The organism is Pseudomonas sp. 7-41 (assembly GCF_021233075.1).
Classification (GTDB): domain Bacteria; phylum Pseudomonadota; class Gammaproteobacteria; order Pseudomonadales; family Pseudomonadaceae; genus Aquipseudomonas; species Aquipseudomonas veronii.
Genome location: NZ_CP089551.1, coordinates 2,011,824 through 2,037,176, shown reverse-complemented (window position 1 = coordinate 2,037,176; position 25,353 = coordinate 2,011,824). Strand labels below are relative to the sequence as shown.

Below are 25,353 nucleotides of genomic sequence, written 5' to 3'. Positions count from 1 at the left end.
CCCCTGTAGGCGCGGGCTTGCGCGCGATGCCTCCCACACAGCCGAAACCCACAGGCAGAAAAAAGCCCCGAACCAGTCGGGGCTTTTTCATTCAACCTGAACGCTTAGCGCGGGAATGCAGGCGGGTTGACCCCAGCCATGTCTTCCATCACACGAACGACCTGGCAGCTGTAGCCGAACTCGTTGTCGTACCACACGTACAGCACAACACGGTTGTCCTGGGTAATGGTCGCTTCCGCGTCCACCACACCGGCGTGGCGCGAGCCAACGAAGTCGGTGGAGACCACTTCCTGGGAGTTGACGAAGTCGATTTGCTTATGCAGATCGGAGTGCAGCGCCATGTAGCGCAGGTACTCGTTCATCTCGTCGCGGGTAGCGGCTTTCTCAAGGTTCAGGTTGAGAATGGCCATCGACACGTTAGGCGTCGGCACGCGGATCGCGTTACCGGTCAGCTTGCCGGCCAGCTCAGGCAGGGCCTTGGCGGCAGCGGTGGCGGCACCGGTCTCGGTGATCACCATGTTCAGCGCGGCGCTGCGACCACGGCGATTGCCCTTGTGGAAGTTGTCGATCAGGTTCTGGTCGTTGGTGTACGAGTGAACGGTTTCGACGTGACCGTTGATGATGCCGAACTTGTCATTGACTGCCTTCAGCACCGGCACGATGGCGTTGGTGGTGCAGGAAGCGGCGGACACGATCTTGTCGTCAGCGGTGATTTCCGTGTGGTTGATGCCGTGAACGATGTTCTTCAGCTTGCCTTTGCCAGGCGCGGTCAGGACAACGCGGGCAACGCCCGGGCAGGTCAGGTGCTGGCCCAGGCCTTCGGCGTCGCGCCATACGCCGGTGTTATCCACCAGCAGGGCGTCCTTGATGCCGTACTGGGTGTAATCCACCTCGGTCGGGTTCTTCGCGTAGATCACCTGGATCAGGTTACCGTTGGCGGTGATGGTGTTGTTTTCTTCGTCGATGACGATGGTGCCGTTGAACGGACCGTGTACCGAGTCGCGACGCAAGAGGCTCGCGCGCTTGGCCAGGTCGTTCTCGGCGCCCTTGCGTACCACGATGGCGCGCAGGCGCAGGCCGTCGCCGCCGCCGGTTTTACCGATCAGGATGCGTGCCAGCAGGCGGCCGATGCGACCGAAGCCGTAGAGCACAACGTCAGTGCCTTTACGGGCGGAGGCGTTCTGCTTGCCGACCACGTCGGCCATTTCTTCACGCACGAACTGCTCGACGGAGCGGCCGTTGGCTTCAGCGCGGAACTTGGCGGCCAACTTGCCCAGGTCTACCGAAGCCGCGCCGAGCTTGAGCTCGCTCATGGCTTTGAGCAGAGGGAATGTTTCGTGGACGGAGAGTTCGCTGTCGTTGGTCGAACGATGGCGAGCAAAGCGATGCGCCTTGAGAATCGCGATGACTGACTGGTTGATCAGACTGCGGCCATAGATCGAGCTCACCACATTGTTATTGCGGTACAGCTGACCGATAAGCGGGATCATCGCTTCAGCGAGTGCTTCACGGTCGATCCATTCACCAAGACACTGGTCGGGCTTCTGAGTCACGGGAACCTTCCACATGTAGGGGCTGAAAAAAGGGGCTACATTATGCCGCCCGGCCGCCCCCGGAGCAATGCGCGTCCTACAACAAAAAGCGCTTACCCAAAAAAGCCACCTCGCTGCAGCCCAGTAAATACGCGGGTTCCAGAAGGCCACTAGTGGAGCGGGCAGCACGACTTGTCCGTAACCCTCCGAAAACTATATGCATTTTGGCACTACATATTGAGTCAAAACGCGCCATTGTTTGTCTTAGCCACCACATTTCCCGCAAACCGTAATAGGCTCAGTCAGCAACTGACAGGCGGCACCTCGGGCCGTTACAATTACCGACTTTGTCGCAACGCTTGGAGCTCAACCTTCCGTGCCCGTTCTGCGTCTACCGCAACTCCCTGCCGCGGCAGGTAAACAGCACTGGGGCAATTTGCCCGGTGCCGCCCTGAGCCTGGCCATCGCCGAGGCTGCCAGCGCAGCCAAGCGCTTTACCCTGCTGCTTACCGCCGACAGCCAAAGCGCCGAACGGCTGGAGCAGGAGCTGAGCTTCTTCGCCCCCGATTTGCCGGTGCTGCATTTTCCCGACTGGGAAACCCTGCCCTACGACCTGTTCTCGCCGCACCAGGACATCATTTCCCAGCGCATCGCCAGCCTGTACCGCCTGCCGGAACTGGTCCACGGCGTGCTGGTGGTGCCGATCACCACGGCGCTGCACCGCCTGGCGCCGACCAAGTTCCTGCTGGGCAGCAGCCTGGTGCTGGATATCGGCCAGAAGCTCGACGTGGAGCAAATGCGTACACGCCTGGAAGCCAGCGGCTACCGCTGCGTCGACACGGTGTACGAGCACGGCGAATTCGCGGTGCGCGGAGCGCTGATCGACCTGTTCCCGATGGGCAGCAAGTTGCCGTACCGCATCGACCTGTTCGATGACGAAATCGAGACCCTGCGCACCTTCGATCCGGAAAACCAGCGCTCCATCGACAAAGTCGAGTCGATCAAACTGCTGCCGGCACGGGAATTCCCACTGCAGAAAGACGCGGTGACGCGTTTCAAGGCGCGCTTTCGCGAACGCTTCGACGTCGACTTCCGCCGCTGCCCGATCTTCCAGGACTTGAGCAGTGGGATTACTCCCGCCGGTATCGAGTACTACCTGCCGCTGTTCTTCGACGAAACCTCCACCCTGTTCGACTACCTGCCCCAGGACACCCAGGTGTTCTCGCTGCCGGGCATCGAGCAGGCGGCGGAAAACTTCTGGAGCGACGTGCGCAACCGCTATGAAGAGCGTCGCGTCGATCCGTCCCGTCCTTTATTACCGCCGGCTGAACTGTTCCTGCCGGTGGAAGACTGCTTCGCCCGCCTGAAAAACTGGCCGCGCGTGGTCGCCAGCCAAGAGGATGTGGACGCAGGCAGCGGCCGCACGCGCTTCCCCGCGCAAAACCTGCCGAACCTGGCGATTGAAGCCAAGGCCAGCCAGCCGCTCGAAGCGCTGTCCAACTTCCTCGGCGATTTCGCCGGGCGCGTGTTGTTTACCGCCGAATCGGCCGGGCGCCGCGAAGTGCTGCTGGAGCTGCTGGAACGCCTGAAGCTGCGCCCGAAAACCGTCGACAGCTGGCCGGACTTCGTCGCCGGCAAAGAGCGCCTGGCGATCACCATTGCGCCGCTGGATGAAGGCCTGTTGCTGGACGATCCGGCCCTGGCGCTGATCGCCGAAAGCCCGCTGTTCGGGCAACGGGTGATGCAGCGCCGTCGCCGCGAAAAACGCGCCGACGCCAACAACGACGCGGTGATCAAAAACCTCACCGAACTGCGCGAAGGCGCGCCGGTGGTGCATATCGACCACGGCGTCGGCCGCTACCTGGGCCTGCAAACGCTGGAAATCGACAACCAGGCCGCCGAATTCCTCACCATGGAATACGCCGAAGGCGCCAAGCTGTATGTGCCGGTGGCCAACCTGCACCTGATCGCCCGCTACACCGGCAGCGACGACGCCCTGGCGCCGTTGCACCGCCTGGGTTCCGAGACCTGGCAGAAAGCCAAGCGCAAGGCCGCCGAACAGGTGCGCGACGTCGCCGCCGAGCTGCTCGACATCTATGCCCGTCGCGCCGCCCGCGAGGGTTATGCGTTCGCCGACCCGAAAGCCGACTACGCCACCTTCAGCGCCGGCTTTGCCTTCGAAGAAACCCCGGACCAGCAAACCACCATCGAAGCCGTGCGCGCCGACATGCTCGCGCCCAAGCCGATGGACCGCCTGGTGTGCGGCGACGTGGGCTTCGGCAAGACCGAAGTGGCGATGCGCGCCGCCTTCATCGCGGTGCATGGCGGCAAGCAAGTGGCGATCCTGGTGCCGACTACCCTGCTCGCCCAGCAGCACTACAACAGCTTTCGCGACCGCTTTGCCGACTGGCCGGTGACCGTGGAAGTGATGAGCCGCTTCAAATCCGCCAAGGAAGTGAACGCCGCCGTCGCCGACCTGGCAGAGGGCAAGATCGACATCGTGATCGGCACCCACAAGCTGCTGTCGGACGATGTGAAGATCAAGAACCTGGGCCTGGTGATCATCGACGAAGAACACCGCTTCGGGGTGCGTCAGAAAGAACAGCTCAAGGCCCTGCGCAGCGAAGTCGACATTCTGACCCTCACCGCCACGCCGATTCCGCGCACGCTGAACATGGCGGTGTCGGGCATGCGCGACCTGTCGATCATCGCCACTCCACCGGCGCGGCGCCTGTCGGTACGCACCTTCGTGATGGAGCAGAACAACAGCACGGTCAAGGAAGCGCTGCTGCGCGAATTGCTGCGCGGCGGGCAGGTGTATTACCTGCACAACGATGTGAAAACCATCGAGAAATGCGCCGCCGACCTCGCCGCACTGGTGCCGGAAGCACGCATCGCCATCGGCCACGGGCAAATGCGCGAGCGCGACCTCGAACAGGTGATGAGCGACTTCTACCACAAGCGCTTCAACGTGCTGATCGCCTCGACCATCATCGAGACCGGCATCGACGTGCCGAGCGCCAACACCATCATCATCGAGCGCGCCGACAAGTTCGGCCTGGCACAACTGCATCAACTGCGCGGCCGCGTCGGACGCAGTCACCACCAGGCCTACGCCTACCTGCTGACGCCACCGCGCCAGCAAATCACCGGCGATGCGGAAAAACGCCTGGAAGCCATCGCCAACACCCAGGACCTGGGCGCCGGCTTTGTGCTGGCCACCAACGACCTGGAAATCCGTGGCGCCGGCGAACTGCTCGGCGACGGCCAGAGCGGGCAGATCCAGGCCGTGGGCTTCACCTTATATATGGAGATGCTCGAACGCGCAGTGAAAGCCATCCGCAAGGGCGAGCAACCGAACCTCGACCAACCCCTGGGCGGCGGTCCGGAGATCAACCTGCGCTTGCCGGCATTGATCCCCGAAGACTACCTGCCGGATGTCCACGCGCGACTGATCCTGTACAAGCGCATCGCCTCGGCCACCGACGAAGAAGGCCTCAAGGACCTGCAGGTGGAGATGATCGATCGCTTCGGCCTGTTGCCGGAACCGACCAAGAACCTGGTGCGCCTGACCCTGCTCAAATTGCAGGCCGAGCAACTGGGGATCAAGAAGGTCGACGCGGGGCCGCAGGGCGGGCGCATCGAGTTCGAAGCGCAGACGCCGGTGGACCCGTTGGTGCTGATCAAGCTGATCCAGGGCCAGCCCAACCGGTACAAGTTCGAAGGGGCTACGCTGTTCAAGTTCATGGTGCCGATGGAACGTGCCGAAGAACGCTTCAATACCTTGGAGGCGCTGTTTGAGCGCCTCATCCCGAAATCTGTTTGAAGGACGCCCCAATGCGCGTGTTTCGCATTCTGAGCTTGTTATTAGTGGTACTCGCACCTTCGGCGTTTGCCGACAGCCTGTACCAAGTGGAAATGGTCCTGGTGCGCCAGAACGCGGAGCCGGTGATCAACAGCCGCGCCGCGCCGGAAGATTGGGATGCCGGTGCCGAGCGCCTGGGCGACAGAAGCAGCCCGGCGCGCCTGGGCACGATCGTCGACAAACTCCGCGCAGACGCCAACTACACGGTGCTGGCGCACAAGGCCTGGGAACAGAACCTCGGTGAGCAGCCGGTAAAAATCGCGATCACCGACGGCCGGGAGCAGTTCGGTCAGTTTCCCCTCGAGGGTGTGCTGAGCCTGCAACTGGGGCGCTTTACCGATATCGACGCGGACTTCTGGATCAACCAGTTCGACGGCAACGGCAGCGTCATCGCCAGCGAGCATCTGGCGCAGAAAGACGTGCGGACCAAGAACAACCAGCTCAACTACCTGGATGGCGGCCACCTGGCGCTGCTGATCAAGATCACTTCGTTGACCGCCAAACAGCCCAGCGCACCGCCCGTCGACTTTCAGGACTGATCCAGCGCCATGCCCCTGACGTCGCCGCTCACCAAGCCCCTGGCCCCTTCGTGGGCCAATCGCTTCAAAGAACAAAGCCTGGAGCGCGGGCGGCGCTATGCCTTGGAGAACCGGGTACGCATCGTCGAGTCGGGCGACAGCACCATCATCGCCAGTTGCGAAGGCTCGGGCAGCAACGTCTACCGGCAGACCATCTCGTTGCGCGAATCGGCCAAGGGCACGCTGATCCTGGTGGACAGCCGCTGCACCTGCCCGGTACACACCAACTGCAAACACATCGCGGCGGTGCTGCTCAAGGTCCAGGAAACCCTGGCCTACCCGGCGGCGGCCCAGGACGCCGAACTGCTGGAAAAACTCCAGGCCGTGCTGGACAACCGCGTGGTGCTGCCGCAGGTGGTGATGGACGACGTGCTGCCCGTGCCGCGCCTGTGGCTGGCCAGTGTCGCGTTCAGCGCGTTCGAGCCGCGCAACGGCAAGATGCAGCGCTATATCCAGCACCGTGCGGCGCTGTCGTTCAACTATCTGGGCAACTACGTCAGCGGGCAAAAGAACGCCGACATCATCGTCCGCCAGGAAACCCAGAGCCTGCGGATCAAGCGGCACCCCGAGCTGGAACAGCGCTATCGCGAACAACTGCGCCTGCTCGGTTTCAAGATCGCCACGCGCCAGAGCAAAGCGTTGCCGGAAAGTGCCGGCGAACTGTTCGAGATGATCAATGACAGCGCCTGGCTGAACTTCACCCTCAACGCATCGCCGACACTGCGGGCCGAAGGTTGGGAGTTGCAGATCGACGACGACTTCGGCTTCGACCTGAGCCCGGTGGACGACTGGTATGCCACCGTCGACGAAGGGCCGGAGCGCGACTGGTTCGACCTGGAACTGGGGATCATCGTCAACGGCGAACGCCTGAGCCTGCTGCCGATCCTGCTCAACCTGATGCGTTCGCACACCGAAATCCTCAACCCGGAAAAACTCGCACGCCGCCGCGATGACGAACTGATCCTGGTCAACATCCCCGGCCTGCCCAACGGTGGCCACGGCCCGCTGCAAGTGGCGCTGCCCTACGGCCGTCTGAAACCCGTCCTGGCCACCCTCGGCGAGTTCTACCTGCAGGAACCCGGCACCACCACGCTGCGCCTGGCCAAGGCCGACGCGATCCGCCTCAACCCGCTGGAAGACCTGCCGCTGCAATGGGAAGGCGGCGAGAAGATCCGCACCTTCGCCCAGCGCCTGCGCGACATCAAGGATTTCACCTGCGTCGCGCCCGAAGGCTTGAACGCGACCTTGCGCCCCTATCAGCTGGAGGGTTTGAGCTGGATGCAGTCACTGCGCCAGCTGGAAGTGGGCGGCATTCTTGCGGACGACATGGGCCTGGGCAAAACCTTACAGACCTTGGCGCATATTCTCAGCGAGAAGATCGCCGGGCGCCTGGACCGCCCGTGCATGGTGGTGATGCCCACCAGCCTGATCCCCAACTGGCTCGACGAGGCCGCGCACTTCACGCCGCAACTCAAGGTCCTGGCGCTGTATGGCGCCACCCGCAAAAAGCACTTCGCGAACCTGCAGGACTACGACCTGCTGCTGACCACGTATGCGTTGCTGCCCAAAGACATCGAGCAACTCGCCGCCCTGCCCTTGCATGTGCTGATCCTCGACGAAGCGCAGTACATCAAGAACCCTTCGAGCAAGGCGGCCCAGGCGGCGCGTGAGCTGAACGCACGGCAGCGCCTGTGCCTGAGCGGCACCCCGCTGGAAAACCACCTGGGCGAGCTGTGGTCGCTGTTCCACTTCCTGTTGCCGGGCTGGTTGGGCGACGTGAAAAGCTTCAACCGCGACTACCGCGTGCCGATTGAAAAACGCGCCAGCGATGTGCGATTGCAGCACCTGAACGGTCGGATCAAACCGTTCCTGCTGCGTCGCACCAAGGAACAGGTGGCGACGGAATTACCGCCGAAAACCGAGATCATCCACTGGGTCGAGCTCAATGAAGCCCAGCGCGACGTGTACGAAACCATGCGCCTGGCCATGGACAAAAAAGTCCGCGATGAGATCACCCGCAAAGGCGTGGCGCGCAGCCAGATCATCATTCTTGAAGCGCTGCTCAAGCTGCGCCAGGTGTGCTGCGATTTGCGCCTGGTCAACGATGCCACCCTGCCAACGCGCGGCAGCAGCTCGGGCAAGCTCGACAGCTTGATGGAAATGCTCGAAGAGCTGTTTGCCGAAGGGCGCCGGATTCTGTTGTTCTCCCAGTTCACCTCGATGCTGAGCCTGATTGAACTCGAGCTGAAAAAACGCGGCGTCGCCTACGCGCTGCTGACCGGCCAGACCCGCGATCGGCGCACGCCGGTGAAAGACTTCCAGAGCGGCAAGCTGCAGATCTTTCTGATCAGCCTGAAGGCAGGTGGCGTAGGACTCAACCTGACCGAAGCCGACACCGTGATCCACTATGACCCGTGGTGGAACCCGGCCACGGAAAACCAGGCCACCGACCGTGCGTATCGCATCGGCCAGGAGAAGCCGGTGTTCGTCTACAAGATGATTGCACGGGGCACGGTGGAGGAGAAAATCCAGCACCTGCAGAAGGAAAAGTCCGACCTTGCAGCGGGCGTGCTGGACGGGCGGACCACCGGGGATTGGCAGCTGGGCAACGAAGAGATCGAAGCGCTGTTTGCGCCGCTGCCCAACAAACAAGAAAAACGCTGACGGTTAGATCGCCCTCACGGGCCAGCGCGCCGCCACATTCAACCGCACTTCGACAGAATGTACGCAATCAAGTGTAGGAGCGGGCTTGCCCGCGATAGGCGCGCCGCCGTTTCAATCGATCAACTGCGCATCCCGCAACGCGCCGAGCGCCACCAGCCAACGCGGGTCTTGCTTATACTCCGTCGACGCAACCGCCTGCCCACGCATCCGTGCGATCCGCGCCGATGGCGTGACCTTCATCCGCTGGGCCGCGCTCAGCGCCAGTTCGGCAGCCGCCCGATCGTTGCACACCAGGCCCATGTCGCACCCCGCCGTCAGTGCGGCTTCAATTCGGCTGGCCGCATCCCCAACCACGTGGGCACCAGCCATGGACAGGTCGTCGCTGAAAATCACCCCGTCAAATTGCAATTCGCCGCGCAGGATGTCCTGCAACCAGCGGCGCGAGAAACCGGCCGGCTGGGCGTCGACTTGCGGGTAAATGACGTGGGCTGGCATCACCGCAGCCAATTGCCGGCTCAGGCGTGCGAAAGGTACCAGGTCATTGGCGCGAATCTGTTCCAGGCTGCGTTCGTCATTGGGAATCGCAACGTGGGAATCGGCCTCAGCCCACCCGTGCCCCGGGAAGTGCTTGCCGGTGGCGGCCATGCCGGCGCTGTTCATGCCACGGATAAACGCCCCGGCAAGCACCGCGGCGCGCTCCGGGTTGCCCTCGAAGGAACGGCTGCCGACCACGGCGCTGCGCTGGTAGTCCAGGTCCAGCACGGGGGCGAAACTCAGGTCCAGGCCGACGGCCAGGACTTCAGTGGCCATGATCCAGCCACACTGTTCGGCGAGGTATTCGGCGTTAGGGTGATCCGCCAGCGCGCGCATGGCCGGCAGGCGCACAAAACCCTGGCGCAGGCGCTGCACGCGACCGCCCTCCTGGTCGACCGCCAGCAGCAGGTCCGGGCGCACGGCACGAATCGCCGCGCTCAATTCCCGCACCTGGCGCGGATGCTCGATATTGCGCGCAAAAATGATCAGGCCGCCCACCTCAGGCTGGCGCAACAGGTGGCGATCCTCGGCCGTCAGCCAGGTGCCGGCAACGTCGACCATCAAAGAACCTTGCAGGGCAGCAGTCATAAACCTTCCTTAAATAACGCACACAACCCATTGCCCTCGCGGCGCGGCGGGCGCGGCAAGAACAATGGGTTGCGAGTAAATAGCTGAATTCGGCATGGGCGGCTAGCTTAGCGGATGCTGGCGGCCGCGCACACCCGGGGCGGTCAAACCTTCGCGGGGACTGGCGTCGATTTGCTGCGCGGACGCAATTGCGCGGCGGCCATGGTCTGGTCGGTCACGCCGGTTTCGGCGCGCATGCCGGCAGCGAGGAACGGCACCATCAGGCGCATCACCTGCTCGATGGAGGTGTTGACGCCAAAGTCGGTCTCGGCAATCGCCCGCAAGGCCTTGATCCCGGACATGCTGAATGCCGCCGCGCCGAGCATGAAGTGTACGCGCCAGAACAATTCGATCGGCGGGATGCGCGGGGCGGCTTCGTTGACCAGCAACATATAGCGGCGGAACACCTTGCCGTACATGTCTTCCAGGTAGCGGCGCAGGTGGCCCTGGCTCTGGCTGAACGCCAGGCCCAACAGGCGCATGAAGATCGACAGGTCGTTGCCGCTGCGTGGCTGCACCACCAGCGCTTGCTCAACGAGGATTTCCAGCAGTTCTTCCAGGCTTGGCTTATGGTCGGCCTTGGCCTGGCGGCGTTCGAGCTCACGGTCGAGACTGGCGCAGAACGGCCCCAGGAAACGCGAGAACACCGCCTGGATCAGGGCTTTTTTCGAGCCGAAATGGTAGTTCACGGCGGCGAGGTTGACCCCGGCCTTGCTGGTGATCAGCCGCAATGAGGTTTCAGCAAATCCTTTTTCCGCGAACAATTGCTCGGCAGCATCGAGAATGCGTTCAACGGTTTCCGACTGGGCCATGGCTACTCCGCCTGACAAACACTTGTTTGAAACATACGTTTCAGCTTGTGTCTTGTCAAGCCTGTGGGTTCGCTTTCCGGCCAGGCAGTCATCTATTTGAACGCTATTTAATCACATCCTTTCAACTCTGTAGGCAGCGCTGTCTTTGCGTTGTAGGAGGGCTGACGAATGACCGTCCAGCGGACGCGCAAAAAAGGATGATTGCCAAGCGCAGTCCACTGTATATAATCCCAGTCACTGTATAAAAAGACAGAGCGATCAACATGCTAAAACTGACGCCACGCCAAGCTGAGATTCTGGCTTTTATCAAGCGCTGCCTCGACGACAACGGCTACCCGCCGACGCGCGCGGAAATTGCGCTGGAACTGGGGTTCAAATCCCCCAACGCCGCCGAAGAACACCTCAAGGCCCTCGCTCGCAAAGGCGCGATCGAGATGACCCCGGGCGCTTCGCGGGGCATTCGCATCCCCGGTTTCGAAGCCAAGGCCGACGAATCGACCCTGCCGATCATCGGCCGCGTCGCTGCCGGCGCACCGATCCTGGCGCAACAGCACGTCGAGGAATCCTGCAACATCAACCCAACCTTCTTCCATCCTCGCGCCGACTACCTGTTGCGGGTGCATGGCATGAGCATGAAGGACGTGGGCATTTTCGACGGTGACCTGCTGGCTGTCCACACCACTCGTGAAGCCCGTAACGGCCAGATCGTCGTCGCCCGCATCGGCGATGAAGTCACCGTCAAACGCTTCAAGCGCGAAGGCAGCAAGGTCTGGCTCCTGGCCGAGAACCCTGAGTTCGCCCCGATCGAAGTCAACCTGAAAGACCAGGACCTGGTGATCGAAGGCCTGAGCGTCGGCGTCATTCGCCGCTAAAGGAGGCATCATGCAGCTCGTGCACACCCCACAACACACACAACTGTCGCTGTTCGAGGCCTTCATGGCCCAACCCCTTGCGCCCATCCTCAAGGAAACGGTCGAGGCGCCCTGGTGCGCCGAGCCTGAGGCGTTCAGTGAGCTGTCGTTGCGCGGTGCGGCCGGGAGCTGCCTGAGCCTGCTGGCGCCGATCCTGCGCGAACTGAGCGAGGAACAGGATGCACGCTGGTTGACGCTGATCGCCCCACCCGCCAGCCTGACCCAAGCCTGGCTGCGGGACGCCGGTCTCAACCGCGAGCGCATCCTGTTGCTGCAACCACGCGGCGCGCAAAGTGCCCAGCAGTTGACCTGCGAAGCCCTGCGCCTGGGCCGCAGCCATACAGTGGTGAGCTGGTTGAACCCGCTGAATGCCAACGCCAAGCAACAGTTGATCAGCGCTGCGCGTACCGGCGATGCACAGAGCTTGAATATTCGTTTGGGGTAATTCGAGGTGCCGCAGGCTAGCCCTGTGGCAAGGGAGCTTGCTCCCATTGGACTGTGCAGCAATCGCATGTTCAGGGCCGCTTAGCGCCCCAGCGGGAGCAAGCTCCCACGCCACACTCAGTGCAGAACCCGTGGACCGTCTTCTTTCTCCGGTTCGCCTTCCGCCAGGCGGCCTGCCATCTGTACGCCAACGCTCAACATGGCTTTTGCCACTTCCACATGCTGGCCTTGCAGGAACGCCTTGGCGTCTTCGGAAAAGTCCAAGATAACCAGAGAACCCTCGTCCTCAGCCCGGCGCAGCTCGATTCGGCCGTCAGGCAATTCAACAATTTCCAGAAAGGACGTTGGCATAAAAGTCTGTTCTCCACGAAAGGCCGGGATTATATCAGTCATCTGCCGGGCCTCGCAGTGGATCTGGCGAGGTTTCTTTACGGCTGGATGAATGGTGCTTAGTGAGAGCAAGCCCACTGCCACAATTTTGATTGGCACCCATCTGCGCAGGTGCCTTGGCTGTCAGCTCGCAATGATCACCGGCTCAACGAGCGTGTCTCAGCACTCGTTCAAACCTTCACGAAACCGCAGCGCCATGTTTTTCAGCTCCTGGCGCCAGCCTTCAAGCTCTTCGCGGCTCAACGGCTTCGGCTCATCCTCTTCCAGCGACAGCGCCACGATCAACGGCTGGGTCACATCGCCCTTGGGCACATGGGGAACACGTGGCGGCTGGAACATATCGGCATGCGCTTTGAGCAGGCGTGCCACCCAACTGTCGGGGCTTTGCGCCATTTCCACCAGTTCGGCGAGTTCAGGGATCGCCATGGCGTCCAGTACTTCGCGATTCATGATCATTTCCGCACGCGGCGAACCGGCCTGGGGCAAACGGTAGAACCCGGCGATTTCATGACACAGCCCCAGCAAGGCGCCGTACAGGTGGAACAGGGCCGCCTCACGCCCCGCCTGGACCAGCGCGATGGCGTTCATCTCCTTCCCTTCCTCGGCACGGCCAAGGGCTTCCAGGGATAAACCCGCGAAGTAAATTTTCTGGTTGGTACGGGTATAGAGTTCGTTGGCCATGACGGCAATCTCCACAACGAATAGGCGTAATGCTGGTATGTAGGAGCGAGCTTGCTCGCGAAAAACCTGGGAGCGCCGTGGGGCATCAGGTTTTTCGCGTAATCGTTAGCGACCTTCGCGAGCAAGCTCGCTCCTACAGCAAGCAAAAGCCGTCTATGCAGACGGCTTTTAGCGTTATCAGATTAACCGATCAAGCGCCCTGGCGCTTGTCCTCGACCTTCCACTTGCCGCCGTCGTAGAACGCCTTCCAACCGGTCGGCTTACCGTCCACTTCGGACTGCACGTACTGTTCCTTGGTCTTGCGGCTGTAGCGGATCACGGCCGGGCGACCGTCCGGGTCCTTCTTCGGCGCTTCGCACAGGAAGTGGTACTTCGGATCGATCTCATCCTTGTGCGGCACGATCTCGAGCACCAGCGGCGCACGGGTCTCGCGGTTTTTCGGGAACTGGCTGGCAGCCAGGAACAGCCCCGAAGCGCCATCACGCAGGATATAGGTGTCGTTGACCTTCTCGCACTTGAGTTCGGGCATCTTCACCGGGTCCATCTTCGGCGGCGCCGCGTCACCGCTTTTCAGCAGTTTGCGGGTGTTCTTGCACGTCGGGTTGGTGCAACCGAAGAACTTGCCGAAACGGCCGGTCTTGAGTTGCATCTCGCTGCCGCACTTGTCGCATTCCAGGCTCGGGCCTTCGTAGCCTTTGATGCGGTAGCTGCCCTCTTCGATCTCGTAGCCGTCGCAATCCGGATTGTTACCGCAGATGTGCAACTTGTGCTTCTCGTCCAACAGGTAGGCATCCATCGCCGTGCTGCAGATCGGGCAACGGTGCTTGCCACGCAGCACCAGCGATTCGGATTCACCCTCGTCGTCGGCGGCGATTTCATCGCCCGGCACCAGGTTGACGGTGGCCTTGCAGCGCTCTTTCGGCGGCAGGCTGTAGCCCGAGCAACCGAGGAACACGCCAGTGGACGCGGTACGAATCTGCATCGGCCGGCCGCAGGTCAGGCACGGGATGTCGGTCATCACCGGCTGGTTGGCACGCATGCCGCTGTCCGGGCTTTCGGCCACTTCGAGTTTTTTCTTGAAGTCGCCGTAGAACTCGTCGAGCACGCTCTTCCAGTCGCGCTCGCCCTGGGCCACGTCATCGAGGTTCTCTTCCATGCCGGCGGTGAAGCCGTAGTCCATCAGGTTGGAGAAACTCTCGGACAGACGCTCGGTGACGATGTCGCCCATTTTTTCCGAATAGAAACGCCGGTTGTGCAGCGCCACGTAGCCACGGTCCTGGATCGTGGAGATGATCGCCGCATAGGTCGAAGGACGACCGATACCGCGTTTCTCCATCTCTTTCACCAGGCTGGCTTCCGAATAACGCGCCGGCGGCTTGGTGAAGTGTTGGGACGGGTCGAGCTTGATCAGCTTCAACGTGTCGCCCTGGGCCATGTCCGGCAGTACGTCGTCGTCGCCTGGCTTGGCGATTTGCGGCATCACGCGGGTGTAGCCGTCGAACTTGAGGATACGGCCCTTGGCACGCAGCTCAAAGTCGCCTGCGCCCACGCTGACGGTGGTGGACAGGTATTGCGCCGGCAGCATCTGGCAGGCCAGGAACTGGCGCCAGATCAGCTCATAGAGGCGCTCAGCGTCACGTTCCATGCCGCTCAGCTTGCTCGGCTCGGTGTTGGCGTCGGAAGGACGAATCGCTTCGTGAGCCTCCTGGGCGCCTTCTTTGCTGCTGTAGACGTTCGGCTTCTCCGGCAGGTACTTCTTGCCGAACTCGCTTTCAATATACGTGCGCGCCATCGCCACCGCGTCTTGCGACAGGTTGGTGGAGTCGGTACGCATATAGGTGATGTAGCCGGCTTCGTACAGACGCTGGGCCATCATCATGGTTTTCTTCACGCCGAAGCCCAGGCGGTTACTCGCGGCCTGTTGCAGGGTGGACGTGATGAACGGCGCCGACGGCTTGCTGCTGGTCGGTTTGTCTTCGCGCTTGACGATGCTGTAGCTGGAAGACTTGAGCTTCTCCAGCGCGGCCATGGCCTGGGCTTCGTTCAGCGGCTTGAAGGCCTCGCCTTTTTCACGGGCCACTTCAAAGCGCACGTTGGCGCCCTTGGCGGTGCCGAGGTCGGCGTGGACTTCCCAGTATTCTTCAGGGTTGAACGCACGAATCTCGCGCTCACGCTCCACCACCAGCTTGACCGCGACCGATTGCACACGGCCAGCGGACAGGCCACGGGCAATCTTGGCCCACAGCAGTGGCGAGACCATGTAACCCACGACACGGTCGAGGAAACGACGGGCCTGCTGGGCGTTGACGCGGTCGATATCCAGTTCGCCCGGCTTGGAGAAGGCTTCCTGGATGGCTTTCTTGGTGATTTCGTTGAACACCACACGCTTGTAGCGGCTGTCATCACCGCCGATGGCTTCCCGCAGGTGCCAGGCAATGGCTTCCCCTTCGCGGTCCAAGTCCGTTGCGAGATAGATGGTGTCGGCATCTTTGGCGAGCCGGCGCAGCTCTTCGATGACCTTTTCCTTGCCCGGAAGGATTTCGTACTTGGCCTTCCAGCCATGTTCCGGGTCCACACCCATGCGCGAGACCAGCTGCTTGCGCGCTTTCTCTTTAGGCGTGAGCACCGGACCTTCGCCCGCAGCCGCCTTGCCGCGCTTGGCGGCAGGCTCCTTGCTGGCGCTAGCCGAACCGCTGGTGGGCAGGTCTCGGATATGGCCGATACTCGACTTCACCACGTACTCGTTGCCCAAGTACTTGTTGATGGTCTTGGCCTTAGCCGGGGATTCCACAATGACCAGCGATTTGCCCATGGATCGGAAAATTCCTGAATTCGAGAAGTGAAAGGCAGTTGGCGCCTGACGCGGCAACGCTATATATAGTGGCAACCGGGTGAGGTCAAGCGCAGCATTCTGCGCAGCCTGCCGTTATTGCCCTGAAAAAAGACTGGGTTCGGCCTGCACCAAAGCAAAGCGTGGGACCTGTTCGCCGTCAACTTCGACGGACTCGAGGAACATGCTCAACGGGCGCACCCAAAAGCCGTAATCGCCATACAGTGCTTGGTAGAACACCACTTCTTCTTCGGTCTCGGAGTGCCGCGCCACATTAAAAACGCGGTACTGCGGACCTTTATAATGTTGGTAGAGCCCTGGTTCGACTTTCATGCTCTGGCCACCTTACAAAATTTGTTAAAAAAAAATAATAAAACTACCGAAAAACAAAAACCGGGGCACTGGGCCCCGGCTTCCGTCAACCCAACGCTTAAAGGCGTTCGAAGACGGTGGAAATGCCTTGGCCGAGACCAATGCACATGGTTGCAACCCCGAGGTTGCCGCCATTTTGCTTCATCACATTGAGCAAAGTGCCGGAGATTCGCGCGCCGGAGCAACCGAACGGGTGGCCCAGGGCGATCGCGCCGCCGTGCAGGTTAACCTTCTCGTTCATCTTGTCGAGTACTTTCAAATCTTTCAGCACCGGCAGGGCCTGTGCGGCGAAGGCTTCGTTGAGCTCGAAGAAGTCGATATCGGCGACGGTCAGGCCCGCGCGCTTCAAGGCTTTTTGTGTCGCCGGTACCGGACCATAGCCCATGATCGCCGGGTCCACACCCGCTACGGCCATCGAACGAATCACCGCCATCGGCTGGATACCCAGGTCCTTGGCACGCTGCGCCGACATCACGATCATGCACGAGGCACCGTCGGTGATTTGCGACGAAGTGCCGGCTGTCACGGTGCCGCCCTTTGGATTGAACGCCGGTTTCAAGGCGGCCAGGCTTTCCAGGGTGGTATCCGGACGAATGGTTTCGTCGTAGTCGAACAGTTTCAGGAAACCGTTCTCGTCGTAGCCGTTCATCGGGATGATTTCATCCTTGAACTTGCCTTCCACGGTCGCCTTGTGGGCGAGCTGGTGGGAACGCAGGCCGAACGCATCCTGGGCTTCGCGGGTAATGCCGTGCATCTTGCCGAGCATTTCCGCGGTGAGGCCCATCATGCCCGAGGCTTTTGCCGCGTGCAGCGACATGTGCGGGTTGGGATCGACACCGTGCATCATGCTGACGTGGCCCATGTGCTCCACGCCACCGACCACGAATACATCACCGTTGCCGGTCATGATCGCCTGGGCGGCCGTGTGCAGTGCGCTCATCGACGAACCACACAGGCGGCTGACCGTCTGGGCGGCCGCGGTGTGCGGGATCTGGGTCAGCAAGGAGGCCATGCGGGCGATGTTCCAGCCCTGTTCCAGGGTCTGGTTGACACAGCCCCAGATCACGTCTTCGACTTCGTTCGGGTCGACCTTGACGTTACGCTCCAGCAATTTGCTGATCAGGTGCGCCGACATGTCTTCGGCGCGGGTGTTGCGGTGCATGCCGCCCTTGGAGCGGCCCATCGGCGTGCGACCGAAGTCGACAATCACGACGTCTCTTGGATTCAAGCTCATAAATATTCTCGCTCAAGTGTATGGGACGCTTAACCGAAGAAGCTCTGGCCGTTCTTGGCCATCTCACGCAGCTTCGCGGTCGGGTGGTACAGCGGGCCCAAATCAGCGTATTGATCAGCCAGGGCAACGAACTCGGCCACACCGATCGAGTCGATGTAACGCAGTGCACCGCCACGGAATGGAGGGAAACCAATACCGTACACCAGGCCCATGTCGGCTTCGGCGGCGGTTTCGACGATGCCGTCTTCCAGGCAACGCACGGTTTCCAGGCAGAGGGCGATCATCATCCAGTTGATGATGTCCTCGTCGGACACCTCACGCTGTTCATAGATGACCGGCGCGAGCACTTCGTGGACCGACGGATCGGCAACCTTCTTCTGCTTGCCCTTCTTGTCGGTCTCGTAGGCGTAGAAGCCCTTGCCGTTCTTCTGGCCCAGGCGCTTGGCCTCGTAGAGCGCGTCGATCGCCGAGCGGCGGTCGTCTTTCATGCGGTCCGGGAAGCCTTCAGCCATCACGTCGCGACCGTGGTGGCCGGTGTCGATGCCGACCACGTCCATCAGGTACGCCGGGCCCATCGGCCAGCCGAATTTTTCCATGACCTTGTCGATACGCACAAAGTCCACACCGGCGCTGACCAGCTTGGCGAAACCGCCGAAGTACGGGAACAGCACGCGGTTGACCAAAAAGCCCGGGCAGTCGTTGACCACGATCGGGTTCTTGCCCATTTTCTTGGCGTAGGCAACGGTGGTGGCGACGGCCAGCTCGCTGGACTTCTCACCACGGATCACTTCCACCAGCGGCATCATGTGCACCGGGTTGAAGAAGTGCATGCCGACGAAGTTTTCCGGACGCTTGAGGGCCTTGGCCAGCAGCGTGATGGAAATGGTCGAGGTGTTGGACGCCAGGATGGTGTCGTCTTTGACCTGGGCTTCCACTTCCGCCAGTACCGCTTGCTTGACCTTCGGGTTTTCGACAACCGCTTCGACCACCAGGTCGACGTGGCCGAAATCGCCGTAGGACAGCGTAGGACGAATGCCGTTGAGCACTTCAGCCATTTTCGCCGCGGTCATGCGACCTTTATCAACCCGACCCACCAGCAGCTTGGCCGCTTCCGCCAGGCCTTGCTCGATGCCGTGTTCGTTGATGTCTTTCATCAGGATCGGCGTGCCTTTGGACGCCGACTGATAGGCGATACCGCCGCCCATGATGCCGGCACCGAGTACGGCGGCCTGTTTCACATCCTTGGCGACTTCATCGTAGGCCTTGGCCTTTTTCTTCAGTTCCTGATCGTTCAGGAACAGGCCGATCAGGCTCTGGGCAGCGGAGGTCTTGGCCAGTTTGACGAAACCTGCCGCTTCCACTTCCAGGGCTTTGTCGCGACCGAAGTTCGCGGCTTTCTGGATGGTCTTGATCGCTTCAACCGGCGCCGGGTAGTTCGGGCCGGCCTGGCCAGCCACGAAACCTTTGGCGGTTTCGAACGCCATCATTTGTTCGATGGCGTTGAGCTTGAGTTTTTCCAGCTTCGGCTGACGCTTGGCCTTGTAATCAAATTCGCCGCTGATGGCGCCCTTGATCAGGTTCAGCGCGGCTTCGGCCAGTTTGTCCGGAGCAACCACAGCATCGACGGCACCGACTTTCAGCGCGTCTTCAGCTTTGTTTTCCTTGCCGGCGGCGATCCACTCGATGGCGTTGTCGGCCCCGATGATGCGCGGCAGGCGCACAGTGCCGCCGAAACCTGGGTAGATGCCCAGCTTGACTTCCGGCAGGCCGATTTTCGCAGTGGCCGACATGACGCGAAAATCCGCGGCCAGGCACATTTCCAGGCCGCCGCCCAGCGCGATGCCGTTGATCGCGGCAACGGTCGGCACGTTGAGGTCTTCGAAATCGCTGAAAATCTTGTTGGCTTCGAGGTTGCCAGCCACCAGCTCGGCATCGGGCAGCTTGAAGCTCTCGACGAATTCGGTGATGTCGGCGCCGACGATAAACACGTCCTTGCCGCTGGAGACGATCACGCCCTTGACCGAAGCATCTGCTTTGATGGCGTCTACGGCCTGACGCAGTTCGTTCAGGGTTAGACGGTTGAACTTGTTGACGGACTCACCCTTGAGGTCGAATTTCAGTTCGACGATGCCACTTTCAAGAGCCTTAACCGTGATGGCTTTACCTTCGTAAATCATCAACTGATCTCCACGATATGGAAGCTGAACAGTACACATCGGACGCTGGCCTCTGGTTGGACATTGATGATTTCGTCAATGCTCACCCCAATGCGCCAGGCACACCCGCCAATGCGATAGTCGGGATTCTGTATGAGACGTCTGACAGACAAACGCTCAATTCATACGCCCGTTTGATTTGGGTACGCCACCTTCATCCAATTCCGGGCAATTGTCAATCGCTCGAAAGCGCTAGGAAAAACGCGACTTTCCAGTCATTTCAGAACCCCAACCCTTGGCCCACGCTTCGCCAATATTCAACTATTCACCAAATCAATAATGAACACAGCGTAGGAAAAGACTGTACAGATCCGGATATCCGGCTAGGCTTGCGGCAGCCATTACAGAATAGTCAAAACGCCTGGGTGAATACCCGGCGTGAAACACACAGCTTTACCGGCCTGCCTGGCCAACCCCGCCCGATGATGATGTCGGGCTTTTTATTGCCCGACGTTCAGGCCAGGGCCTTGAGCAACCTATCAATGGCCTGCAGGTCGCTCACCTCACCCTTCTCGCCCCAGCACAACGCGATCATTTGCCGGTCTGCCTCGACTTTGTAGACGTTGGCCGGCAGCGTCGCAAAATGCGCCAGCAATTGCTCGTCCACGCAGGCTTCCTGCCACTGGTTGACCCACACGCCAGGCTCCAGCTGCCAATAACTCCATAGTGCAGGGACCTTGCCGCGCCGTGGCCGGTGGTATTGCGCGCACGGGCTCGGCGGCTCCTGCTTGAGCCAGTGCGGCCACGCCTGGGGCGCCAGTTGCATCGCCAGGCCCATGCGGCGCGCCTCCATGCGCAGGGCCATGCGCCCACTCTGATGGCGCGACGGGCGCAGCCATGCCAGGGGGCTCAAAACCACCGCAAGGATTGACACCACTATCCAGACCGTCATATGTGTACTCCCGATTTTTTAGATAAGCGGATTTGACCTGACGCAACCCCATCCGCTTGAAAGCAGCCATACTGAACTTATTGCAGTCCCCTGGAGGAACGCCCCATGTCATACGAACATATTCTGGTCGCCGTAGACCTGACCGAAGAGTGCGATCCAGTGATCAAACGCGCCGTGGATCTGGCTGGCACCACTGCCAAGCTGTCCCTGGTGCATATCGTCGAACCGATGGCCATGGCCTTTGGCGGCGACGTGCCGATGGACCTGTCACAACTGCAACAGCAGCAATTCGATCAAGCCAAGGAACGCCTTGAGCGCCTGATCACCAAGTACCCGAACCTGAAAAAAGGTCAGAGCCACCTGACCTATGGTCAGCCACGCCAGGAAATCCATCACCTGGCCAAGGAACAGGGCTGCGACCTGATCGTGGTCGGCAGCCATGGCCGTCACGGCCTGGCCTTGCTGCTGGGCTCCACCGCCAATGACGTCCTGCACGGCGCACCGTGCGATGTGCTGGCGGTGAAGCTGAAAAAGAACGCGTAAGACCGATCGAGACCCAAATATGGGAGGGAGCTTGCTCCCTCCCATATGTTGGACTGCAGCTCATATAAAAAACCCGGTGCTCATTGAAATGAACACCGGGTTTTTTAATGCACTGGAATCAATCAGGCGTCCAACTCGGCCCAACGTTCAACCAGCACTTCCAGCTCCTGGTTCAAGGTTTCCAGGGACGCGATGACCTCGGCGGTTTCCGCCGCCGGACGCAGGTAGAAACCCGCGTCAGCCATTTGCGCTTCGACCGCAGCGATCTGCTGCTCCTTGGCGTCGATTTCACCCGGCAGGGCTTCCAGCTCACGCTGCAGCTTGTAGCTGAGTTTCTTCTTCGCGGCAGGCGCGGCTTCCGGCGCCGGTGCAGCGGCGGCCACGGGGGCGACGACGGCAGAGGTCAAGTCGGCCTTGCCGGACTTGCTCTCGGTCACGCCCAGCAGGCGCGGCGAGCCGCCCTGGCGCAGCCAGTCCTGGTAACCACCGACGTACTCGCGCACCTTGCCTTCACCTTCGAAGACCAGGGTGCTGGTGACCACGTTGTCGAGGAATGCCCGGTCGTGGCTGACCATCAGCACAGTGCCGTTGAAGGTCAGCAGGACCTCTTCCAGCAGCTCGAGGGTTTCCACGTCGAGGTCGTTGGTCGGTTCGTCGAGGACCAGCAGGTTGGCCGGCTTGCTGAACAGCTTGGCCAGCAGCAAGCGCGCACGCTCACCACCGGACAAGGCCTTGACCGGCGTGCGTGCGCGCTGCGGGCTGAACAGGAAGTCGCCCAGGTAGCTCAGCACATGGCGGCTCTGGCCGTCGATATCGATAAAGTCGCGGCCTTCGGCGACGTTGTCGATCACGGTTTTTTCCAGGTCCAACTGGTGACGCAACTGGTCGAAGTAGGCCACGTCGATGCGCGTGCCCTCTTCCACTTTACCGCTGGTCGGTTGCAGGCCGTTGAGCATCAGCTTGAGCAACGTGGTCTTGCCGGTGCCGTTGGCGCCGAGCAGGCCGATGCGGTCGCCGCGCTGCAGGACCATGGAGAAGTCCTTGATCAGGAACGGACCGTCCGGGTGATGGAAGCTGACGTTCTCCAGCACCATCACCTGCTTGCCCGACTTGTCGGCGGTTTCCAGCATGATGTTGGCCTTGCCGGTGCGCTCGCGACGCTCACTGCGTTCAACGCGCAGGGCCTTGAGTGCGCGTACACGGCCTTCGTTACGGGTGCGGCGCGCCTTGATGCCCTGGCGGATCCACACTTCTTCCTGGGCCAGGCGCTTGTCGAACAAGGCGTTGGCGGTTTCTTCAGCGGCCAGGGTGGCTTCTTTGTGGACCAGGAAGCTGGCGTAGTCGCCGTTCCAGTCGATCAGGCCACCACGGTCCAGCTCGAGGATGCGGGTCGCCAGGTTCTGCAGGAAGGACCGGTCGTGCGTGATGAACAACACGGCGCCCTGGAAATCCTTGAGGGCTTCTTCGAGCCAGGCGATCGCGCCGATGTCCAGGTGGTTGGTCGGTTCGTCGAGCAGCAGCAGGTCCGGCTCGGACACCAGGGCCTGGGCCAGCAGGACGCGGCGACGCCAGCCGCCGGACAATTCGGCGAGGGTCTTGTCGGCCGGCAGTTGCAGGCGGCTCAGGGTGCTGTCCACCAGTTGCTGCAGGCGCCAGCCGTCGCGGGCTTCGAGGTCTTGCTGGACGTGCATCAGCTTGTCCAGGTCTTCCTCGGTGACGCAGTTCTGCGCCAGGTGATGGTATTGCGCAAGCAACTCACCGACGCCGTCCAGGCCTTCGGCGACCACGTCGAACACTGTCCGTCCGTCGGCCACCGGCAGTTCCTGCGGCAATTCGCCAATCTTGAGGCCCGGGGCGCGCCATACAGAGCCGTCATCGGGCTTCTGGTCGCCTTTTACCAGCTTCATCATGCTGGACTTGCCGGTGCCGTTGCGGCCGATGATGCACACCCGCTCACCACGGGCGATCTGCCAGGACACCTTGTCCAACAACGGCATAGCGCCGAAAGCAAGGGACACATCGCTGAATTTGAGCAGGGTCATACGCTTCTCCAAAAACTGGGCGCGCATTCTACCTGAGTTGAGGGTGGGATGCGGCCGGCATTTTCGCTACGGGTGGGTTCTGTAAGACAATTCCGGCGAACTTGAACGAACAGGTCGGCAAAGCTTTCACCGGCCGCTGGCAAAAGGCTAAGCTAGAGGCAATGAGTGTCGGCGGTGCCGGCGCTAGTCGTGATTTCTCTGCACGGACGTCTCATGCGCAGTCGCCTTTTCAACTTTTTATCTTGTCTGCTTCTTACTGCCACTGCCGCTCAACCCGCCCTGGCCGTGGACATAACCACCCAACGTCAATATTACGATGAAGCCAAACGCGCCCTGGCCAAGGGCGATACCGGGCCCTACATGCAATACAGTCAGGCCTTGGCCGACTATCCGCTGACGCCGTACCTGGCCTACGACGAGCTGACCGCACGCCTGAAGACCGCGAGTAACGAGGAAATCGAACAATTCCTCGCCAAAAACGGCGACCTGCCCCAGGCCAACTGGATGAAACTGCGTTGGTTGCGCTGGCTGGCCGAGCGTGGCGACTGGCAGACCTTTGAAAAGTACTACGACCCCAAGCTCAATTTCGTCGAGCTCGATTGCCTGCATGGCCAGTTCCAGCTCACGCACAATCTGAAGGCCGAAGGCTACAAAACCACCGAAAAACTCTGGCTGACCGGTAAATCGCAACCGTCCGCCTGTGATGCCACGTTCGCGCAGTGGGCCGCAGATGGCCAACTCACCGAACAGAAAATCTGGGACCGCGCCAAGCTCGCCGCCGAAGCCCGCAACTACGCGCTGGCCAACAGCCTGGTGAAAAGCCTGCCGACCCTCGGCGCCCAAGGCCGCCTGATGGTGGACGTGGCGCAAAAGCCGGAGATGCTCAGCGACCCGTCGCGCTTCCTGCCGGCCACCGAGGCCATATCTGACGCCGTGGGCCTGGGCCTGCGCCGCCTGGCGCGCCAGGACCCGGACAAGGCCATGGCCATGCTCGACGGCTATGCCAGCAGCATGCACTTCTCCCGTGACGAAAAAGTGGCGATTGCCCGCGAGATCGGCCTGACCCTGGCCAAGCGCTTTGACCCACGCGCCCTTGAGGTGATGACCAAGTACGACCCGGAACTGCGCGACAACACCGTGTCCGAATGGCGCCTGCGCCTGCTGTTGCGCCTGGCCCGTTGGGAAGACGCCTACCAACTCACGCGCAAACTCCCGCAGGACTTGGCCACCACCAACCGCTGGCGCTACTGGCAGGCCCGCAGCCTGGAACTGGCCGAGCCGAAAAACCCGCAAGCCCTGGTGCTGTACAAGAACCTGTCGCGGGAGCGCGATTTCTACGGATTCCTCGCCGCCGACCGCTCCAAAGCGCCGTACCAACTGATGAACAAGCCGCTGTTGATGAGCCAGGCGCTGATCAACAAAGTGCGCAACACCCCCGGCGTGCGCCGCGCCCTGGAGTTCTATGCGCGGGGCCAGGTGGTCGATGGCCGCCGCGAGTGGTACCACGTCAGCCGTCACTTCAACCGCGACGAAATGGTCGCCCAGGCCAGGCTGGCCTACGACATGAAGTGGTACTTCCCGGCGATCCGTACCATCAGCCAGGCGCAGTACTGGGATGACCTCGACATCCGCTTCCCAATGGCCCACCGCGACACCCTGGTGCGCGAAGCCAAGGTGCGTGGCCTGCATTCGAGCTGGGTGTTCGCCATCACCCGCCAGGAAAGCGCGTTCATGGACGACGCCCGCTCCGGCGTCGGCGCCAGCGGCCTGATGCAGCTGATGCCCGGCACCGCCAAAGACACCGCGCGCAAGTTCAGCATCCCGCTGGCCTCCCCGGCCCAGGTGCTCGATCCGGATAAAAACATCCAGCTCGGCGCCGCTTACCTGAGCCAGGTACACAGCCAGTTCAACGGCAACCGCGTCCTCGCTTCCGCCGCCTACAACGCCGGCCCGGGCCGCGTGCGCCAGTGGCTGCGCGGCGCCGATCACCTGAGTTTCGACGTGTGGGTGGAAAGCATCCCGTTCGACGAAACCCGCCAGTACGTGCAGAACGTGCTGTCTTATTCGGTGATCTACGGGCAGAAGCTCAATTCGCCACAGCCGTTGGTGGACTGGCATGAGCGGTATTTCGACGATCAATAAAGCGTGACGCACACACAAAAATGCCCGCATCGAAGGATGCGGGC

General features: G+C 61.4%; 18 protein-coding genes. 7 read left to right on the top strand and 11 right to left on the bottom strand.

Translation table 11 applies throughout. The annotated features are described in order from the left end of the window. Positions 1-104 precede the first annotated feature (104 nt). Positions 105-1,568 carry a glyceraldehyde-3-phosphate dehydrogenase gene (locus LQ249_RS09155; RefSeq protein ID WP_046384318.1) on the bottom strand — a complete coding sequence of 488 codons (1,464 nt, stop codon included), beginning with the start codon at positions 1,566-1,568 and terminating at the stop codon, positions 105-107. A gap of 340 nt (positions 1,569-1,908) precedes the next feature. Between LQ249_RS09155 and mfd the strand changes: the two genes are divergently transcribed. The 3 genes from mfd to LQ249_RS09140 are packed head-to-tail and all read left to right on the top strand — an operon-like array spanning position 1,909 to position 8,639. After that, complete coding sequence (gene mfd, locus LQ249_RS09150) at positions 1,909-5,358, top strand: transcription-repair coupling factor (protein ID WP_026140243.1); 3,450 nt, start codon at positions 1,909-1,911, stop codon at positions 5,356-5,358. 11 nt (positions 5,359-5,369) lie between these two features. Next, a complete protein-coding gene (locus tag LQ249_RS09145) occupies positions 5,370-5,936 on the top strand; it encodes a CsiV family protein (protein WP_017848781.1) in 567 nt (188 codons plus the stop codon). 9 nt (positions 5,937-5,945) lie between these two features. After that, positions 5,946-8,639: a DEAD/DEAH box helicase gene (locus LQ249_RS09140; RefSeq protein ID WP_046384319.1), complete on the top strand. Its 2,694-nt coding sequence runs from the start codon at positions 5,946-5,948 to the stop codon at positions 8,637-8,639. Positions 8,640-8,750: 111 nt separating this feature from the next. Here the strand turns inward: LQ249_RS09140 and nagZ are convergent, their stop codons facing one another. Both nagZ and LQ249_RS09130 read right to left on the bottom strand, forming a co-directional pair. Next, positions 8,751-9,761: a beta-N-acetylhexosaminidase gene (gene nagZ, locus LQ249_RS09135; RefSeq protein WP_046384320.1), complete on the bottom strand. Its 1,011-nt coding sequence runs from the start codon at positions 9,759-9,761 to the stop codon at positions 8,751-8,753. Positions 9,762-9,904: 143 nt separating this feature from the next. After that, positions 9,905-10,612, bottom strand: coding sequence for a TetR/AcrR family transcriptional regulator (locus LQ249_RS09130; RefSeq protein WP_017848778.1), 708 nt, complete (start codon positions 10,610-10,612; stop codon positions 9,905-9,907). Between the two features lie 263 nt (positions 10,613-10,875). Between LQ249_RS09130 and lexA the strand changes: the two genes are divergently transcribed. Beyond that, positions 10,876-11,484: a transcriptional repressor LexA gene (lexA, locus tag LQ249_RS09125; RefSeq protein ID WP_003172575.1), complete on the top strand. Its 609-nt coding sequence runs from the start codon at positions 10,876-10,878 to the stop codon at positions 11,482-11,484. Between the two features lie 10 nt (positions 11,485-11,494). Continuing rightward, entirely contained in the window at positions 11,495-11,968 is a 474-nt protein-coding gene (gene sulA / locus LQ249_RS09120) for an SOS-induced cell division inhibitor SulA (RefSeq protein ID WP_017848777.1), read from the top strand. A gap of 116 nt (positions 11,969-12,084) precedes the next feature. Here sulA and LQ249_RS09115 read toward each other — a convergent pair whose 3' ends face one another. The 7 genes from LQ249_RS09115 to LQ249_RS09080 form a co-directional block, all read right to left on the bottom strand. After that, entirely contained in the window at positions 12,085-12,318 is a 234-nt protein-coding gene (locus LQ249_RS09115) for a hypothetical protein (protein ID WP_017254451.1), read from the bottom strand. Positions 12,319-12,516: 198 nt separating this feature from the next. Further along, on the bottom strand, positions 12,517-13,038 hold the full coding sequence (locus LQ249_RS09110; protein WP_017848776.1) for a DUF6586 family protein: 522 nt from the start codon (positions 13,036-13,038) through the stop codon (positions 12,517-12,519). A 190-nt stretch (positions 13,039-13,228) separates the two neighbouring features. Then, entirely contained in the window at positions 13,229-15,850 is a 2,622-nt protein-coding gene (gene topA, locus LQ249_RS09100) for a type I DNA topoisomerase (protein WP_046384322.1), read from the bottom strand. A gap of 114 nt (positions 15,851-15,964) precedes the next feature. Beyond that, on the bottom strand, positions 15,965-16,201 hold the full coding sequence (locus tag LQ249_RS09095; protein WP_010563748.1) for a DUF1653 domain-containing protein: 237 nt from the start codon (positions 16,199-16,201) through the stop codon (positions 15,965-15,967). Between the two features lie 97 nt (positions 16,202-16,298). Continuing rightward, positions 16,299-17,474: an acetyl-CoA C-acyltransferase FadA gene (gene fadA / locus LQ249_RS09090; RefSeq protein ID WP_026140242.1), complete on the bottom strand. Its 1,176-nt coding sequence runs from the start codon at positions 17,472-17,474 to the stop codon at positions 16,299-16,301. A gap of 29 nt (positions 17,475-17,503) precedes the next feature. Then, positions 17,504-19,651, bottom strand: coding sequence for a fatty acid oxidation complex subunit alpha FadB (fadB, locus tag LQ249_RS09085; protein WP_104903749.1), 2,148 nt, complete (start codon positions 19,649-19,651; stop codon positions 17,504-17,506). Between the two features lie 493 nt (positions 19,652-20,144). Then, positions 20,145-20,582 (bottom strand): hypothetical protein, encoded by a 438-nt coding sequence (locus LQ249_RS09080; protein ID WP_108524359.1) that lies wholly within the window; start codon positions 20,580-20,582, stop codon positions 20,145-20,147. A 105-nt stretch (positions 20,583-20,687) separates the two neighbouring features. On the opposite strand from LQ249_RS09080, the gene LQ249_RS09075 reads away from it, so the two are divergent. Continuing rightward, the gene (locus LQ249_RS09075; RefSeq protein WP_046384324.1) at positions 20,688-21,125 is read left to right on the top strand and encodes a universal stress protein; all 438 of its coding nucleotides are present in this window, start codon (positions 20,688-20,690) and stop codon (positions 21,123-21,125) included. Positions 21,126-21,247: 122 nt separating this feature from the next. Here the strand turns inward: LQ249_RS09075 and LQ249_RS09070 are convergent, their stop codons facing one another. Further along, positions 21,248-23,167, bottom strand: a complete 1,920-nt coding sequence (locus tag LQ249_RS09070; protein WP_017848770.1) for an ATP-binding cassette domain-containing protein — start codon at positions 23,165-23,167, stop codon at positions 21,248-21,250. Positions 23,168-23,380: 213 nt separating this feature from the next. Between LQ249_RS09070 and LQ249_RS09065 the strand changes: the two genes are divergently transcribed. Then, on the top strand, positions 23,381-25,309 hold the full coding sequence (locus tag LQ249_RS09065; RefSeq protein WP_232566401.1) for a transglycosylase SLT domain-containing protein: 1,929 nt from the start codon (positions 23,381-23,383) through the stop codon (positions 25,307-25,309). The last annotated feature ends 44 nt before the right edge of the window (positions 25,310-25,353 follow it).